The organism is Sphingomonas sp. Xoc002 (assembly GCF_050408055.1).
In the GTDB taxonomy this organism is placed as follows: Bacteria; Pseudomonadota; Alphaproteobacteria; order Sphingomonadales; family Sphingomonadaceae; genus Sphingomonas; species Sphingomonas yabuuchiae.
Genome location: NZ_CP191175.1, coordinates 2,861,750 through 2,877,861 on the forward strand (window position 1 = coordinate 2,861,750; position 16,112 = coordinate 2,877,861).

At 65.4% G+C, this 16,112-nt stretch carries 17 protein-coding genes; 6 read left to right on the forward strand and 11 right to left on the reverse strand.

The annotated features are described in order from the left end of the window. Positions 1-50: 50 nt before the first annotated feature. The 6 genes from ACQR50_RS12975 to ACQR50_RS13000 all read right to left on the reverse strand — a co-directional run bounded on the left by ACQR50_RS12975 (position 51) and on the right by ACQR50_RS13000 (position 2,809). On the reverse strand, positions 51-419 hold the full coding sequence (locus tag ACQR50_RS12975) for a phasin family protein (protein WP_056434363.1): 369 nt from the start codon (positions 417-419) through the stop codon (positions 51-53). Positions 420-530: 111 nt separating this feature from the next. Further along, positions 531-989, reverse strand: a complete 459-nt coding sequence (locus tag ACQR50_RS12980; protein WP_428968633.1) for a hypothetical protein — start codon at positions 987-989, stop codon at positions 531-533. Next, positions 986-1,444 carry a hypothetical protein gene (locus ACQR50_RS12985; RefSeq protein ID WP_076717089.1) on the reverse strand — a complete coding sequence of 153 codons (459 nt, stop codon included), beginning with the start codon at positions 1,442-1,444 and terminating at the stop codon, positions 986-988. Before ACQR50_RS12985 ends, ACQR50_RS12980 begins: the two co-directional genes overlap by 4 nt. Before the next feature lie 52 nt (positions 1,445-1,496). Next, positions 1,497-1,844, reverse strand: coding sequence for a hypothetical protein (locus ACQR50_RS12990; protein ID WP_056434369.1), 348 nt, complete (start codon positions 1,842-1,844; stop codon positions 1,497-1,499). A gap of 51 nt (positions 1,845-1,895) precedes the next feature. Further along, positions 1,896-2,456: a helix-turn-helix domain-containing protein gene (locus ACQR50_RS12995; protein ID WP_428968634.1), complete on the reverse strand. Its 561-nt coding sequence runs from the start codon at positions 2,454-2,456 to the stop codon at positions 1,896-1,898. A 152-nt stretch (positions 2,457-2,608) separates the two neighbouring features. Next, on the reverse strand, positions 2,609-2,809 hold the full coding sequence (locus ACQR50_RS13000) for a hypothetical protein (protein WP_056434373.1): 201 nt from the start codon (positions 2,807-2,809) through the stop codon (positions 2,609-2,611). Between the two features lie 392 nt (positions 2,810-3,201). Between ACQR50_RS13000 and acnA the strand changes: the two genes are divergently transcribed. After that, positions 3,202-5,889 carry an aconitate hydratase AcnA gene (gene acnA / locus ACQR50_RS13005; RefSeq protein WP_428968635.1) on the forward strand — a complete coding sequence of 896 codons (2,688 nt, stop codon included), beginning with the start codon at positions 3,202-3,204 and terminating at the stop codon, positions 5,887-5,889. Between the two features lie 249 nt (positions 5,890-6,138). Here the strand turns inward: acnA and ACQR50_RS13010 are convergent, their stop codons facing one another. Together ACQR50_RS13010 and ACQR50_RS13015 are read right to left on the reverse strand one after the other, a co-directional pair. Then, on the reverse strand, positions 6,139-6,819 hold the full coding sequence (locus ACQR50_RS13010; RefSeq protein ID WP_428968636.1) for a hypothetical protein: 681 nt from the start codon (positions 6,817-6,819) through the stop codon (positions 6,139-6,141). A 4-nt stretch (positions 6,820-6,823) separates the two neighbouring features. Continuing rightward, positions 6,824-8,038, reverse strand: coding sequence for a TIGR04063 family PEP-CTERM/XrtA system glycosyltransferase (locus ACQR50_RS13015; protein ID WP_428970701.1), 1,215 nt, complete (start codon positions 8,036-8,038; stop codon positions 6,824-6,826). A gap of 97 nt (positions 8,039-8,135) precedes the next feature. Between ACQR50_RS13015 and ACQR50_RS13020 the strand changes: the two genes are divergently transcribed. The 3 genes from ACQR50_RS13020 to ACQR50_RS13030 all read left to right on the forward strand — a co-directional run bounded on the left by ACQR50_RS13020 (position 8,136) and on the right by ACQR50_RS13030 (position 10,724). Beyond that, positions 8,136-8,309 carry a hypothetical protein gene (locus ACQR50_RS13020; RefSeq protein WP_428968637.1) on the forward strand — a complete coding sequence of 58 codons (174 nt, stop codon included), beginning with the start codon at positions 8,136-8,138 and terminating at the stop codon, positions 8,307-8,309. Beyond that, a complete protein-coding gene (locus ACQR50_RS13025) occupies positions 8,302-9,669 on the forward strand; it encodes a putative O-glycosylation ligase, exosortase A system-associated (RefSeq protein ID WP_428968638.1) in 1,368 nt (455 codons plus the stop codon). Before ACQR50_RS13020 ends, ACQR50_RS13025 begins: the two co-directional genes overlap by 8 nt. Before the next feature lie 248 nt (positions 9,670-9,917). Beyond that, complete coding sequence (locus tag ACQR50_RS13030; RefSeq protein WP_428968639.1) at positions 9,918-10,724, forward strand: VCBS domain-containing protein; 807 nt, start codon at positions 9,918-9,920, stop codon at positions 10,722-10,724. Between the two features lie 285 nt (positions 10,725-11,009). Here the strand turns inward: ACQR50_RS13030 and ACQR50_RS13035 are convergent, their stop codons facing one another. Further along, positions 11,010-11,936 (reverse strand): right-handed parallel beta-helix repeat-containing protein, encoded by a 927-nt coding sequence (locus ACQR50_RS13035; protein ID WP_428968640.1) that lies wholly within the window; start codon positions 11,934-11,936, stop codon positions 11,010-11,012. 233 nt (positions 11,937-12,169) lie between these two features. Next, positions 12,170-12,742: a type 1 glutamine amidotransferase domain-containing protein gene (locus ACQR50_RS13040; protein WP_056434627.1), complete on the reverse strand. Its 573-nt coding sequence runs from the start codon at positions 12,740-12,742 to the stop codon at positions 12,170-12,172. A 122-nt stretch (positions 12,743-12,864) separates the two neighbouring features. On the opposite strand from ACQR50_RS13040, the gene ACQR50_RS13045 reads away from it, so the two are divergent. Both ACQR50_RS13045 and ACQR50_RS13050 read left to right on the forward strand, forming a co-directional pair. Next, on the forward strand, positions 12,865-13,866 hold the full coding sequence (locus ACQR50_RS13045; RefSeq protein WP_322540013.1) for a DNA topoisomerase IB: 1,002 nt from the start codon (positions 12,865-12,867) through the stop codon (positions 13,864-13,866). 27 nt (positions 13,867-13,893) lie between these two features. Further along, the gene (locus ACQR50_RS13050) at positions 13,894-15,066 is read left to right on the forward strand and encodes a mechanosensitive ion channel family protein (RefSeq protein ID WP_428968641.1); all 1,173 of its coding nucleotides are present in this window, start codon (positions 13,894-13,896) and stop codon (positions 15,064-15,066) included. Here ACQR50_RS13050 and ACQR50_RS13055 read toward each other — a convergent pair. Further along, positions 15,048-16,091 carry a DUF2167 domain-containing protein gene (locus ACQR50_RS13055; protein WP_428968642.1) on the reverse strand — a complete coding sequence of 348 codons (1,044 nt, stop codon included), beginning with the start codon at positions 16,089-16,091 and terminating at the stop codon, positions 15,048-15,050. The genes ACQR50_RS13050 and ACQR50_RS13055 overlap by 19 nt on opposite strands. Between the last annotated feature and the right edge of the window lie 21 nt (positions 16,092-16,112).

Genomic DNA, 16,112 nt, shown 5'->3' on the forward strand with positions numbered 1-16,112 from the left:
CCCTTCCCGTTCACCTCGGGGTGAATCGGAAGGGTGAGGGTCTTGCGCGTTCAGTCCTGCTTCGGCCCGCGCGCCGCGCCGACCGCGTCGCGACCGAACTGGACGATCATCTCGCCGATCTCACGCGCCTGCGACATGGAGCGGTTGCCCTGCTCGCGGAGGAACTCGGTCTGGATACGCATGACATCGCCCAGGTCCTTGGCCGACGCCGCCGAACGCATCGCGGCGAAGGCCTCGCGCGTGTTCGTCTCGGCCTGTTCGAGCATCTTGAGCGTGACCTGCGAACCGCCCTCGGCCATCTTCTGACCCGTCGCCTGCATCGCCTCGCCCGCGCCCTTCATCCGGTCGGTGAAGGCGCCCGCGCCCATATCGCCACCGATCGCACCCGCGCCGCCGCCCGTTCCGATATCCTCGGCCATGTCCGTCTTCTCCTGTGGTTATGCCCGTGTCGGTTGAACCCGCGGAGGGTTCAGGAGTTGCACGGCGTTTCCGCCGTGACATCAAAGTTCACGATCCGGCCGGATCGCGGCTCAAAGGCGCGTGAAATAGCCGTTCAGGATGGTGGCCATCTTATCGGTCGCGTGCAGATGGCCGTCGTCGTGCCGCTCGACCCACCCGCGCGCCAGCAACAGCTGGATCCAGCGTTCGCCGACCTGACCGCTCGGCGACAGCCCCGCCATTTCCAGCAGCGCGGCGTCACTCTTCTGCCCTTCGGCATGAAAGACGGCGAGCGCGATCTCCCAGGCCGGATCGCCGAACATATCGGCATCGCCCCCGGCGATCGCGCGGACATCGTGACGGTGCTTCAGGATCATCGCGGCGCATTCGCGCGGCGTCGGCACGCGCGGCGGGCGCGGCACCGGAACGCCGCTAGCCTCGCCGGAAATGGCCTGGATGCGCGCCTGCACATCCGCCATCACGGCGGTGAAGCGCCCGAAGCTCGCCCGGTCCTCGGCGGGCCAGTGCAGCAGTCGCAAATCGCAATTCATCGGATACCCCGCCATGGCAGCGACCAGTCGGGGTCCGTGCCATATCGCGCCAGTCTGATCCGGTGCCGCAGCACCCCGGCCGCCAGCAGCACGAGCATGGGATAGGCCAGCTTGCCGCCCGCCTGGGCATACATCCACGGCATCAGCGCGGTGTCGAACCCCTTGACCCCATGAATCCCGACCGCCAGCAGATGCAGCGCGGCCAGCCAGAGCGGCCAGAATCGATTGGCGAGCAGCGCGACCGCCATCAACCCGCCCATCAACGCCACGTCGATGACGAGTTCCAGTGTCTCGACGCTGCGGAAACTGGTGGAGGGATCGAAGGGCAGCACGATGGTCGCCACCGAGGCGCAGAGCAGGATGACCGCCGTCGCCCGCTCCGGCCAGCCGCCCAGCGTCAGCGCATAGAGACAGACCAGCGCCTGAAGGATGTTGAAGACATAGATGTGCGTCACGGCGTGCCCCGCTGGCCAGGATGGGAGAAGGACACGCCGCGTCGCGCCGGGATCAGGCGGCCGCGCGCAGCGGCAGGGCCTCGACGATGCCGGTCGTCTGGGGCGGCTTGGGACGGTTGTCGCCATATTCGTCCGCATCGAAGCCGATGGTCTGGCCGACCTTTTCCAGGATCCGGTGGCTCTGTACCGCATGACCGCGGGCCTGCCCGATCGCCATCATCGCCTGGCCGAGCATTTCGAAGGCGTGCTGGCCGACCACCGCCGACAGCCGCGCCTCGGCGCGCGCACGGGGCAGCGCCATCGCCAGTTCGCCCGCCGTGGCGAACGCCGTGTCGAGTTCGTTCTCCAGCTTCCACAGGAGCTGGGTCACCTGAAGAGCCGCTTCATGTTCCGTCGTCATCGCCTGTGCCCCCTGATCTGGTCCATGCGCCCCCGGCGACATGGAGGATGGTCATCCGGCAAGATGCGTCAAACGTCCGATCACCCGGGTCATCACGTCGAGTCCCGTCGCCAGCATGCCGAAGCCGATGGCGAGTGCGACGGCGATCGTGGGAACCCAGAGCAGCCTTTCGGCCATGCTCATGTCGTTGCGTGTCTGCCCTTGCCGCCGGACGGGAAGGGACAAGCGGGGCGATGCGTGGACATGGCCGTCCTGCACCGCCCCACCGACCGTACTCCCATCCGGTGCCATCGGAAGTGGCATGGGCGATGGTTCGGGAGCTAGCCCCGTAAAATCAGGTATGATTTTATGCGGGGTAGCTTCTTCTTGTTCTTCAACAACTTGGTCATTCGACTGGGCGTCTGTCCGGGCCTCGTATTCGTCCAGCGCCATCGCCGCCTCGCGCCGGTTGCGGGCGCCGAGCAGCCGCACCGCCTCGGCCAGATAGCTGTCGACGGTCGACTTTCCCAAGCCGAGTTCGGTGGCGATTTCCTTCGAGCCCTTGAGCGCCTTGACCCCGCGAAGACATTCGCGATGGCGGCGGGTGAGCAGGGCGAAGCGTTCGGGCGTCATCTCATTTTCCGGTCGCGCCGGATAATCGGTCCAGCCATGACGCTGCCCTAGCCGGACGGACGGGGGCTCGCCAAGCGGTTCCGTCTCCGATGCGGGGGAGATGAGCCATTAATAATCAAGGTTAATCGCTCTCGCCGGTTATTCCAGGCCGGTCAGTCCTTCCGATGTGGCACGTGAATCGCCTCGATCGAATCGAGCGCCTGGAGCAGGTCGTCAAAGGCCGTGTCCTCCTCGACCGGAAAAGACCGGCGAAATCCCGAACCCAGCACGTCGAGATCGCGCTGGGTCAACAGGCCGACCGCGACGATCGGATCGGGACGGCGGACATCCTTGCGCGGCGGGTTCCCGGTCATTTCCGCCACCGCCGGTATTGCACGGCGAACACACGCCCGTCGGCCGATCCCGTGCGTCCCGCAGGACCATATAAGGTGATCGACCGATCATTCTTCAGGGCACGCATTGTCCGAACTCCATCCATGACCATCTGAACCCGCTATCGACCTTGGCTGTTCCACGCATTTTCACGCATGCGACCAGCCGTCCGCCGCGAACCGTGCCGGGCCAGGATGCAGTTCGATACGGGCCGAAGTTGCGAATGGCTTTCAATGCGCTGCACCCTTCCCTGTCGAGCAACCCCTTGCTAAGGCCGCTGGCGTCAACCGGAGATTTCCCCGGCGCGCCTGCTCGCGGCTGCATGCTGCCGTGTCCCACTGGGCGTGCCCGGCTCGACCATGAAGGGACGCCCATGACTGCGATAGGCCAGGACAGCCTGAACACCCGCTCGACCCTCGACGTCGACGGCAAGAGCTATGATTATTACAGCCTCGCCAAGGCTTCCGAGCAGCTCGGCGACATCAGCCGCCTGCCCTTCTCGATGAAGGTGCTGCTGGAGAACCTGCTGCGCTTCGAGGACGGCAAGACCGTCACGCGCGAGGATATCCAGGCGATCGTCGACTGGCAGAAGACCCAGCGTTCGGACCGCGAGATCCAGTATCGCCCGGCCCGCGTGCTGATGCAGGACTTCACCGGCGTTCCTTGCGTGGTCGACCTCGCCGCGATGCGCGACGCGATCACCAAGCTGGGCGGCGATGCGGCCAAGATCAATCCGCAGGTTCCCGTCCACCTCGTCATCGACCACTCGGTCATGGTCGACGAATTCGGTACGCCGCAGGCTTTCGAGGATAACGTCGACCTCGAATATCAGCGCAACATGGAGCGCTATGAGTTCCTGAAGTGGGGATCGAAGGCGCTCGACAATTTCTCGGTGGTTCCGCCGGGCACCGGCATCTGCCACCAGGTGAACCTGGAATATATCGGTCAGGCCATCTGGTCCTCGACCGAGAGCGGCGAGCACGCCAAGGGCGGCGCGACGATCGCCTATCCGGACACGCTGGTCGGCACCGACAGCCACACCACGATGATCAACGGCCTGGGCGTGCTCGGCTGGGGCGTCGGCGGGATCGAGGCGGAAGCCGCGATGCTCGGCCAGCCCGTATCGATGCTGATCCCCGAAGTCGTCGGCTTCAAGCTGACCGGCAAGCTCCAGGAAGGCATCACCGCCACCGACCTGGTGCTGACCATCACCCAGATGCTGCGCGCCAAGGGCGTGGTCGGCCGCTTCGTCGAGTTCTACGGCCCCGGCCTGTCGTCGATGACGCTCGCCGACCGTGCGACGATCGCCAACATGGCGCCCGAGTACGGCGCGACCTGCGGCTTCTTCCCGATCGACGACAAGACGCTCGACTATATGCGCCTGACCGCGCGTTCGGACGACAATGTCGCCCTGGTCGAGGCCTATGCCAAGGCGAACGGCTTCTGGCGTCATGACGATGCCGCCGACCCCGTCTTCACCGACACGCTGGAACTCGACATGTCGACGGTCGTGCCGTCGCTGGCGGGTCCGAAGCGTCCGCAGGACAAGGTGGTGCTCACCGAAGTCGACGACGTGTTCAACGCCGACCTCGCCAAGGTGTACAAGAAGGACGCCCCCGCCCGCGTCTCGGTCGACGACCGTGGCCATGACATCGGCGACGGCGACGTCGTGATCGCCGCGATCACCAGCTGCACCAACACCTCGAACCCGTCGGTGCTGGTCGCCGCCGGCCTGGTCGCCCGCAAGGCGAACGCGCTGGGCCTCAAGCCCAAGCCCTGGGTCAAGACCTCACTCGCCCCCGGTTCGCAGGTCGTCACCGATTATCTCGACAAGGCGGGCCTGACCGCCGATCTCGACGCGATCGGCTTCAACCTGGTCGGCTATGGCTGCACCACCTGCATCGGCAATTCGGGTCCGCTCGCCGAGCCGATCTCGAAGGCGATCAACGGCAACGACATCGTCGCGGCCTCGGTCCTGTCGGGCAACCGCAACTTTGAAGGCCGCGTGTCGCCCGACGTGCGCGCCAACTTCCTCGCCTCGCCGCCGCTGGTCGTCGCGTACGCGCTGAAGGGCACGGTCACGCAGGACATGCGTGAGACGCCGATCGGCCAGGGCAAGGACGGCCAGGACGTCTACCTCAAGGACATCTGGCCCTCGAACGACGAAGTCCGCAGCCTGATGGATGCGAACATCGACGACGAGATGTTCCGCTCGCGCTACGGCAACGTCTATGCGGGCGACGCCAAGTGGTCGGCGATCGAAGTGACCGGCTCGGACACCTATGCCTGGCCGACCGGCTCGACCTATGTCGCCAACCCGCCCTATTTCGAGGGCATGGAGATGACGCCGAAGCCCGTCACCGACATCATCGAGGCCAAGCCGCTCGCCATTCTGGGCGACTCGATCACCACCGACCACATCAGCCCGGCCGGTTCGATCAAGGCCGACAGCCCGGCAGGCACCTTCCTGCAGGAGCATCAGGTCGCCAAGAAGGACTTCAACTCGTACGGGGCGCGTCGCGGCAACCATGACGTGATGATGCGCGGCACCTTCGCCAACATCCGCATCAAGAACGAAATGGTGCCCGGCGTCGAAGGCGGCATGACCCAGTATGACGGCGAAGTGATGCCGATCTATGACGCCGCAATGCGTCACAAGGCCGACGGCACGCCGCTCGTCATCGTCGCGGGCAAGGAATATGGCACCGGTTCGTCGCGCGACTGGGCGGCGAAGGGCACCAACCTGCTCGGCGTGCGGGCGGTCATCACCGAGAGCTTCGAGCGTATCCACCGTTCGAACCTGGTCGGCATGGGCGTCCTGCCGCTTCAGTTCGCCGAGGGCGTGACCCGCGAGACGCTGAAGCTGGACGGCTCCGAGAGCTTCACCATCCAGAACGTTGCAGGCCTGCGTCCGCGTCAGGATGTCGAAGTGATCCTGGCCCGCAAGGACGGCACGACCGAGACCTTCCTGACCAAGTGCCGCATCGATACCGTCAACGAGCTGGAATATTTCCTGAACGGCGGCATCCTGCAGTACGTGCTGCGCAACTTGGCGGCGTAAGTCGCCCATGGGGGCGGGCCGCAAGGCCCGCCTTCAGGGTTACAAAAAAAGGCCCGTCCGGAGCGATCCGGGCGGGCCTTTTTGTTTGGGTGGCGGTGGATCATGCCCTTCCACCACTCGCTATCGCGAGCGGTCCCTCTCCCCAAGCAGAGCTTGGGGAGGATTTGGCGTGCCCTTATTCCTCCCTGTGCGGAGCACGGGGAGGGGGACCGCCGCGAAGCGGTGGTGGAGGGGCAAGCCCCCTTCCCGTCAAATCTTGCGCTGCTGCGCCTTACGCAGGGCCGTCTCGCGCTCCAGCCGGTCGAGCATCGTCTCGATCGATTCGTCCTGTCGATCGGGAAGCGGCAGGGCGGCACCCCGTTCCTCGGGCGCAGGCTCGCGCATCGGCGGGATCGGCATGGGTTCGGCCGGAGCCGGGCGCATGGGCTCGCGCGGCGCCGACAGGATCGCCTCCGGGTCATAGGCCGAAAGCGGCTGGTCCAGATCGGCGGGCAGAGTCCGCTCGACAATGTCCTCCTCGAGCGGCGGCGGCGGGGCGCCCAGTTCGGCGGCGTTCAGCGGACGGCGCGGCGGCGCGTCCGGGTGGCGGTCGGAGCGGCGCACGGCGGGCACATAATCCTCGTCATCGTCGTCGCGCGCCGGCTTGGCGCGGCGCGCGAGCAGACCGCCCGGTCCCCAGAGCAGATAGACGACCGCCCAGGTCACGGCCCCCGCCCCCAGCCCCGCGACCAGCGCGAGCAGCATCCGCGCCTTCATGCCCAGCGGGGGCCGGGCGGCGGCCAGGATATCGCCGAGGCTCAGGCTCGAGACCAGCGATTCGAGCCGCCAGTCGGGCACGATCATGACGAGCAGGATCGCGAACAGTCCGACGGCCCCGCCGATCCAGGCAGGTCCGAAGCGTCGTTGAGGGGGCATGGCGGTGAAGGTCATGATCTTACGTCTTCGCCCCGTCTAACAATCGTTGGTAAACAGGTTCGTAACGCTGGATATTCGACGCCCAATTGCGTTCCTTTTCGACGAACACCCGGCCCGCCGCGCGCCGCGCGTCCCAGCCGCCGCGATCCGCCAGCAGGGCGGCCAGCGCATCGGCGATCGCCGTCGGATCGTCGGGCGCGAACAACGTGCCCGTCCGCCCGTCCTCGATCAGCTCGCGATGCCCGCCGACATCCGAGGCGGCGACCAGCTTGCCCTGCGCCATGGCCTCCAACGGTTTCAGCGGCGTGACGAGATCGGTCAGCCGCATCTTCTTGCGCGGATAGGCCAGGATATCGACCATGCTGTAATAACGCTCGACCTGCTCGTGCGGCACCCGTCCGACGAAGCGGATCGCCGCCGCCACGGGCGAATGGTCCGCCTGCGCCCGCAGCGCCGCCTCCATCGGGCCGCCGCCGACCAGGAGCAGCCGCGCCTTGGGTCGTGCGGCCACGAGTCGCGGCATCCCGGCGATCAGGTCGTCCAGCCCTTCATAATCATAGAAGCTGCCGATGAAGCCGATCACCTCGGCATCGGCCAGTCCCAGTTCCTCGGCCAGCGCTTCGTCGCGGGCGAGCGGCTGGCCGAACAGCCCCAGATCGACGCCATTGGGCGAAACGATGATCTTGTCCCGCGGCAGCCCCCGCGCGATCAGGTCGCCGCGCAAGCCTTCGCAGATCACCGCAATCGCATCGGCGCGCCGACAGGCCCAGCTTTCCAGCGCGCGCGTCACGCGGTAGCGGGCGCTCCCCGCCGTGCCGGTGCCGTTGCCGACCGCGGCATCCTCCCAAAAGGCGCGAATCTCATAGACCAGCGGCAGTCGCCGCCGCCGCGCGACAGCGAGTCCGGCCAGCGCGTCGAGCACGGGCGAATGGGCGTGAAGAATGTCGGGCCGGAAGGCCGTCACCGCCCGGTCGATCGCCCGGACATGCGCGGCCAGTCCGGCGGCCTCGCCGACCAGTCCAGCACGCATCGCGACCGGCGTGCGATAGAAGGTCAGGCCGTCGAGCGTCTCGACGTCGGCATCCCCTGCCCCCTGTCGCCCTCCCTGCCGAACGCCCGTCACCGCCGCGACGTCATGCCCGGCCCCCTCCTGCGCCTTCAGGATGGCGCGGGTGCGAAAGGTATAACCGCTTTGCAGCGGCAGCCCATGGTCTAGGATATGCAGGATACGCATCAGCTTACGACCTGTCATGCCAGCCCTTAACGCCGCGTCAACCGCCGGTTTATAAGCAGGTCCCGGAAGCGGCGTTAAGGGTTTGAGGAAACGGGCGATGATCGACAGCTTTGCCCTTCTCCTGACCCATGGCCTGATGCTGATCGCGGCATGGCGGCTGGTCGGACGGCGCGACCTGGACCAGGAAGGCGATGCCCGCCCGGCCGTCTCGAAGCCTGGCACGAAGCGGCGTCTCGACCCCGACGCAAAGCGGCGTTTCGACGATGCGTGATCTGTTCCTGATCGGATTTCTGTTCAGCCTCTTTGCGCTGGGGCTGCGGCGACCATTCCTGATGGTGCTGGCCTATATCTATATCGACATCGTCTCGCCGCAGCGGCTGACCTATTATCTGCTCAACACCGTGCCCATCTCGTTGATGGCGGTGATCGCGGCGGTGGGCGGCTGGGCTATTTTCGACGACAAGCGCGACAGCCGGTTCACCGTGCGGCAGGGCGCGATCCTGCTGCTGCTGGCCTATTGCGCCCTCACCACCTTTTTCGGCGCCGACTTCCCCACCGAGGCGAAGGAGAAATGGGACTGGGTGTGGAAGGCGCTGGCCTTTGCCGTCTTCCTGCCGCTGACCCTGCGCACCCGGCTCCGGATCGAGGCGCTGCTGCTGTTCATGATGTTGTCGGTCGCGTCGATCGTGATCGTCGGGGGCATCAAGACGCTGTTTTCCGGCGGCGGCTATGGCGAGCTGAACCTGATGGTCAGCAACAATGCCGGGCTGTACGAGGGCAGCATCATCTCGACCGCCGCGATCGCGGTCATCCCGATCATCCTGTGGTTCATGCGATACGGAACCGTCTATCCGCCCGACCTGCGGGTGCGGGCGTTCGGGATCGGGCTGATCTTCGCCTGCCTGCTGATCCCGGTCGGCACCTCGGCGCGGACGGGGCTGCTCTGTATCGGGCTGCTCGCCATCCTGATGCTGCGCGATGTGAAGCGGCGGCTGCTCTATATCGGCATGCTGGCAGTGGCGGGCATGGCGGTCGTGCCGCTGCTCCCCTCTTCCTATACCGAGCGGATGAACACGATCCGCAGCTATCAGGGGGACGAGTCCGCCTCGACCCGGCTGGCGGTGTGGAAATGGACCCTCGACTATGCCGCGTCCAATCCGTTCGGCGGCGGGTTCGACGCCTATCTCCAGAACAGCTTCCGCTACGACCTGACCGTGGTCGAGGGATCGGCGCATGACAGCAAGGTCCAGCAAAAGGTCACGACCGACCGCGCCCGCGCCTATCACTCCAGCTATTTCGAGATGCTGGGCGAACAGGGCTGGCCGGGGTTGTTCCTGTGGCTGGGGATCAACATCGCGGGGCTGTTGCGGATGGAGGCGCTGCGTCGGCGTCATCGCAGCGCCGACGACCCGCTGCACTGGGGCGGCCAGCTGGCGGGCGCGCTCCAGCACGGGCATATGATCTATCTGCTCGGCGCGGCCTTTGTCGGGATCGCATATAATCCCTTCCTCTATCAGTTGATCGCAGCGCAGATCGGGCTGGATACCTATCTGACCCGCAAGTCCCGCGAGGCGCGCCTGAAACAGGTGCCCGGTCGCGCCATGCCTGGCCGACTTTCATCGGCAGCATAATCCGGTCTTTCCCGAGAAGAGAAACAGACGAAGCCAGATCGCCCCCCAGTTTCGCCGAGTACCGGACCGGGGATGCATCCATATCCGATATGATTGATGTGGACATGCCTTCATGTCCGCCTTGCCCTTGGGGCGAATTTCCATTTTCCGGATCAATCCATGGCGTTCAAGCCGAACTCTATTCCCCTTGCCGATTGACCGGCCCGGAAATGACCGTATCGTCATGATGGTTAACAGGGGAGGCAAACTTGGTTCACGACAATCTGTACGGCTACGGCTTGTTCGCAAAGGATGATTATTACAGGTTTTCGTCGACCGAGGTCATGGCGGGCAACATCCTGAATAATGATCGCGAAGGTGATAATGGTGAAAAAGCGCTCCGCTTCTTCGGCGGCAGCCGCGTCAGCCTGACCAACTCCGGGACAACTGAAGTAGCGGGAAAATATGGCACATTCCGAATCAAGGCCGATGGCAGCTTTACTTATGCGCTGAATGAAGGCGTCAAGACCGCCACGGCCGGCGGCACGGTCCTGACCGAGAATATTCCGTACAAGATCAGCGACAAGATGGGGAAGACCGACTTCGCCTATCTCACCATGGACATCAATGTCGGCAAGACCAGTCAGGTCCGCGAAACCGTCTACACCTTCGACAAGAATCCGACTCTCGACATCCTGTCGTTCGGCACCACATATGACGGCGACCAGATGATGTTCGGCAGCGAAAACGGCAACGGGCACTGGCAAGCCGACCCATGGGGCCTCGGATTCTTCTCGAGCACGGGCGCCGACTTCGTGCTGACCGACATGACGGTCGCAACCGGAAATTCCTCGCCCGTCACGGCAGTTGTCGTATTCCAGGGATATCGCGACGGCAGACTGGTGGGCACCAAGACGGTCAATCTCGATGCGACCACCATCTCGGACCAACAGCATGTCTCGCTTGCGGAAATGGGCAAGATCGACCGCGTCTCCTATTATATTCCGAATGTCGTGGGGGGCGAATTTGACGGCCTTCCGACCCTGTTGTTCGACGATATCCACTTGCTGATTTGACCCTGTCGGGCCTGTGGCGACGTGTCTGCGACAGGCCCGCATGGAGACCGGGCGGGTCGATGGTCATCATCGCCTATCCCCTCCCCGGGGCGGGGGCGCGGAAAGGGGCGTATTCGAATGTCGATCCGCCCTGGACTGCGATGACCTGAAATGCCCCCCTCCCCTTCAGGGGAGGGGCCGGGGGTGGGGCGCTTCCGCAAGCGCGGCGTTCGTGGAGAGGCCCCACCCCAACCCCTCCCCTGAAGGGGAGGGGCTCACGTTGGCGCTATGTGATGTCGATCCACCCTAGTACCGCCGAGCGGTCGGCGTGATCCCGGCGCCCAGGATATTGCCCCGGATCACCAGCGGCTCGCCCGACCAGTTGCCGACGAAGACCGGCTTGAAATCGACGCCGGGGGCCAGACGGGCGCGGTTGTTCTCGATCACCAGACCCGACGAGTCGTTCTTGGCCCCCTCCGGTGCGACGGTGATCAGCGTCGAGTGATTGTCCTTGTCGCGGCCGAAGACGAACTCGTTCCCCGCGATCCGTCCCTTCGCGCCGTTGGACAGGTCGATCATATAGTTGGTCGAGTGGCCCTTGCTGTCGTCGAAGCTGCTGTCGAGCACCTCGACATAAGGCGCGCGGGTCTTGACGTAATGGCCCCCCTGCCCATTCTCGAAGCGGCAGGCGGTGACGCGTAAGGACTTGTAGCGGCCCATATAGATGCCGTGCGCGCCGTTGCCGGTCGGGTCGTTGCCCAGTCCGGAAAACGTCGAATGGTCGACGGTGACGGTGCCATTGGGGTCCTCGGCCGACAGGATCCCCGACTGGCTGTCGAGGAACATCGCGTTGCTGACGGACAGCGGCCCCTTTTCGATGCGGATGCCCGCGCCATTGCCGTCGCCGACCTCGATATGGCTGAAGACGATACCCTGGACCGAAGCGCCCCGCCCGCGCAGGACCAGCGCCGCCTTCCCCTCGCAGGCGATGCGGGTGAAGATGACCTTGCCCGGCTCGGTCGCGACATAGCTGATCCGCCCCGCCCCCTGGATCGCGCATTCGCGGTAGGTGCCCGGCGCGATGCGGATCGTGCCCTCGCCATCGCCGATCGCGGTGACCGCCGCCTGCAACGTGGCGAAGCCGCGCCCGCCGACCATGAAGGGCTGCGCGCTTCCTTGTGCGAGCGCGACCGCCGACGTCATACCGAGGATTAGGAGCGGAACCAGACGCATGGGATCATCCTGAAAAAGCGAACGGGCGCCGCATCCTGCCACGCATGGGAACAGGATGCGACGCCCGTGATCGTCCCGGGAAGGGATACGAAACCAAGTCCTCCCTGAGCTTGCTCGGGGAGGGGGACCGCGCTCGCAGGGCGTGGTGGAGGGGCATGGCCGGTCCGTCTTGCCCCTCCACCATCGCTGACGCGATGGTCCCCCTCCCCAAGCATCGCTTGGGAGGATTGGGATTACGCCTCTTCGGTCTCGTCCTCGTCGGCCAGTTCTTCCTCCAGCGCGGTTAGGATCGCCTGGTTGAAGGCGGGGATGTCGTCGGGCTTGCGGCTGGTGATCAGGTTGCCGTCGACCACGACTTCCTCGTCCACCACGTCCGCGCCCGCATTGGAAAGGTCGGTGCGGATCGAGGGGTAGCTGGTCAGGCGGCGACCGTCGATCACGTCTGCCTCGGCGAGCAGCCAGGGGCCATGGCAGATGGCGGCGACGATCTTGTCGTCTTCCATGAACTCGGTGACGATCTCGACCGCACGCTCGTTGAGACGCAGCTTGTCTGGGTTGCACGTGCCGCCCGGGATGACCAGCGCATCGTAATCGTCGGTGTCGACCTCATCGACGGTCAGGTCCGGCGTCGCGGTCTCCGCCTTGTTGATGTCGCCTTCCATGCCCTGGATCGGGTCGGACTTGAGCGAGGCGAGCGTCACCTTCGCGCCCGCTTCCTCCAGCGCCTGGCGGGGCTTGAACAGCTCGACGGTCTCGAAACCGTCGGCGGCGAGCATCAGGACGCGTGCCTGGGAAAGATCGGCCATGATGAAAAACTCCTGTCGGGGAAATGGCTTGGGGGAGCCAGCACCAGAACCCGCGACCGCATCGGCCGTTCCGGAACGAAGCGACCGGCGGCGCATTTGCAGAGATGACCCGAGAGAGAGCGATGGCCACCCGTCTAGTCTATTGCGATGACAGCAAACCCGGCATCACCCGGACCAAGGTTCGCGGCAAATGGGCCTATTGGACCGCCAGGGGCGAGCGGATCACCGACGCGGACGAGATCGACCGGCTGAACCGTATCGGCCTGCCCCCCGCATATAGGGACGCCTGGTTCTGCCCGCGCGCCAACGGCCATATCCAGGCGGTCGGCTGGGACGAGAAAGGGCGCAAGCAATATCGCTATCACGCCGATTTTCGCGAAGCGCAGGAAGCGGCCAAATATGAACGCTGCGCCGCGTTCGGCCATGCGCTCCCCACCTTGCGCAAGCGGGTCGAGGCGGACCTGAAGAAACGCGGCCTGTGCAAGGAGCGCGCGGTTGCCGCCGTCGTGCGGCTGCTCGACAACGGCCATATCCGCGTCGGCAACGAAGCCTATGCCGCGACCAACAAGAGTTTCGGCGCGACGACCCTGCGCAAGCGGCACGGCCAGGTGAAGGGCACGACCCTGCGGCTGCGCTATCGGGGCAAGTCGGGCAAGATGCGCGACATGACGCTGACCGACCGTTCGCTCGCCAGCTTCGTGAAGCGATGCCAGGATCTGGACGAGCAGCATCTCTTCGCCTGGGTCGACGACGAGGGCGAGGCCAATCCGGTCACCTCCTCCGACGTCAACACCTATATCCGCGAAGCCACGGGCTGCGACTTCACCGCCAAGCATTTCCGCACCTGGGCGGCCAGCGTCGCCGCGTTCGAGGCACTGGCGCTGGCCGAGGCGGATCTCAGCCTGAAGGCGATGCTGGAGCCGGTCGTCGAAAAGCTGGGCAACACGCCCGCCATCGCACGCAAATCCTATGTCCACCCCTCGCTGATCGCGCTCGTCAAAGAGGGCCAGGCGGCGTTTCGCAAGACCCTGCGCCTGCCGCGCGCGCGCGCCGGACTGTCCCGCATCGAGTGCGGCCTGATCGCATTTCTGGAGGCCGGAACCCCGGCCAGCAAGGCGGCCTGACCGCCCCCGATTTTTCAAGGAGTCCCCATGGCGAAATCCTCGCCCAAGGCGCCGATCTTCGACGGCTCCCGCATCCCCGATCAGGTCGGCAGCATCATCGACGCCACCTCCTGGTGGGTACAGCATTACTGGCTGAAGGTCCTGATCGCGATCGGTTTCGGCGCGGTCATCGTGCTGGCGCTGCTCTGGGTCCGCAAGCTCGGCGACCGCTTGTGCAGCCGTCCGGGTTTCGCGGGCGGATGGGGCGTGATCCTGGGCCATGCCATCGCACGGACCAACATGTTCTTCATCGTCACGCTCGCCGCGCAACTCGTCGCGGGCTATGCGGGTGCGCCGGGCGAAGTCGCCCGGACGATTAGCTTCCTGTTCACCATCGCCAGCGTGTTCCAGGCCGCGATCTGGGCGCGAGAATTGATCCTCGGCACGATCGAGCATCGCACCCAGTCCGAACATTATTCGGGCGAGGCGCTGCTGTCGGCCATGGGGCTGATCCGGTTGCTGGTGACGGCGGTGCTGTTCGCCATCGCGCTGGTCGTGGTGCTCGACAATCTGGGCGTCAACGTCACCGGCCTGGTGGCGGGTCTGGGCGTCGGCGGCATCGCCATCGGTCTGGCCGCGCAGGGGATTTTCGGCGACCTCTTCGCCGCGCTCGCCATCATCTTCGACCGGCCGTTCCGGCGCGGCGACAAGATCGCCTATGACAATACCAGCGGCGTGATCGAGGCGATCGGCCTGAAATCCACGCGTATCCGCGCCTTTACCGGTGAGTTGCGCATCATCTCGAACCGCAACCTGCTGGACAAGGAAATCCAGAACCAGACGGTGCGCCAGCATGTCCGCCTGTCGTTCATGATCGGCGTCGCGTACGAAACCCCGCCCGAAACCCTGGCGCGCATTCCCGCCCTGTTGACCGAGATCGTCGAGGGCGAAGGCGGCAAGGTGGCACGGGCCGGGTTCGAGAGCTTCGGCGCGTCCAGCCTGGACTTCGCGCTACAATTCGACGTTCCTGGCGACGACTGGGCCACCGCGCACGACCTGCGCAACCGGGTGCTGGTGACGCTGATGAAGCGGTTCGCGACAGAGGGGATCGTGATCCCCTACCCGACCCAGACGACCTACACCGCCGCGCCCGACGGCACCCTGGTCATGCCCTATCCGCAGGTCCAGCCGGTGGAGGTGCATCACACCGCCGGGGGATGATCCCCGGCGGGCTTGAGCTCGGCGGACACGTCCGGTGCAGGTTCGGCAAGATGATCGGGTTCGACCGCATCGTCAGCGGGCGCGGCTTCGGTATCGGCTTCCGCTTCCTTGCGCCCGAACAGCTTTCTACCCCAGCGCATCACCGCCATGCCGCCAGCCACGATCAGCACCAGGAACTTCTTGCCGAAACCCAGGATAATGGCGAGCAGGCCCAGCTTCTTGGCCGCCGCCACGCCGACGCCCGCCGCGACCAGGCCCGCCAAGCCATATTCGGCGGTCTTGTCGGTCGCGGCATCATAATCGGCATAGGTTTCGCCACGATCGAAGCTGGCGGCACGCCCAAAATCGGCGGCCGCCGCGCGGACCTCGTCCAGATGCCCCATGTCGGACACCATATTGAGGCTCAGCACCCCGCGACGCCCCAGCAGGCGAACGTCGTAATTGAGCGAGTCCGGCCCCTTGCTGCCTTCAAACTTCAGCTGCCGTGCCCAGACCAGCGAGTGGCTGCCCGCATCGTAAGAGGGCGGCTGCGCCCAGCCGACGATCTCCACTGCCGAGAAGCCTTGCTTCTTGCGCTCTTCGTTCCCCTCGTTCGCGGCGTCGCGCATGTTGGACAGGACCTCGTCGTAATCCTGCTCATGCGCGTCCTTGTCGCTGACATAGCCGGTGTCGTCATAGGTCACCACCGCGCCCCAGACATTGTCCGATACCGTGGTGCCGGTCGGCAGGACCAGGCCCAGCACGTCGCTGACCGCGTCTGTCGGGTTGCCCCAGATCTGGGTCAGCACCTTTTTGGCATCCTCGGCGGGCAGGAAATAATAACGGTCGCCCAGATGCAGCGTCGCCTTGGCCGGGCCGATCACGACATCACCCGTCTGCTTGTGCAGCCCCTGTTCGAAGGCGCGCAACGGCGCCTCGGCAATATTCGCCGCCGGCGCCGGATCGGCGGCCCATGCCCCACCCGACCAGCATCCGACCGCCAGCATCATCGCCACCGCAATGGCGCGGCTTATCCGTGGATTCATCTTCCCCCCTCGCCCGCCCTC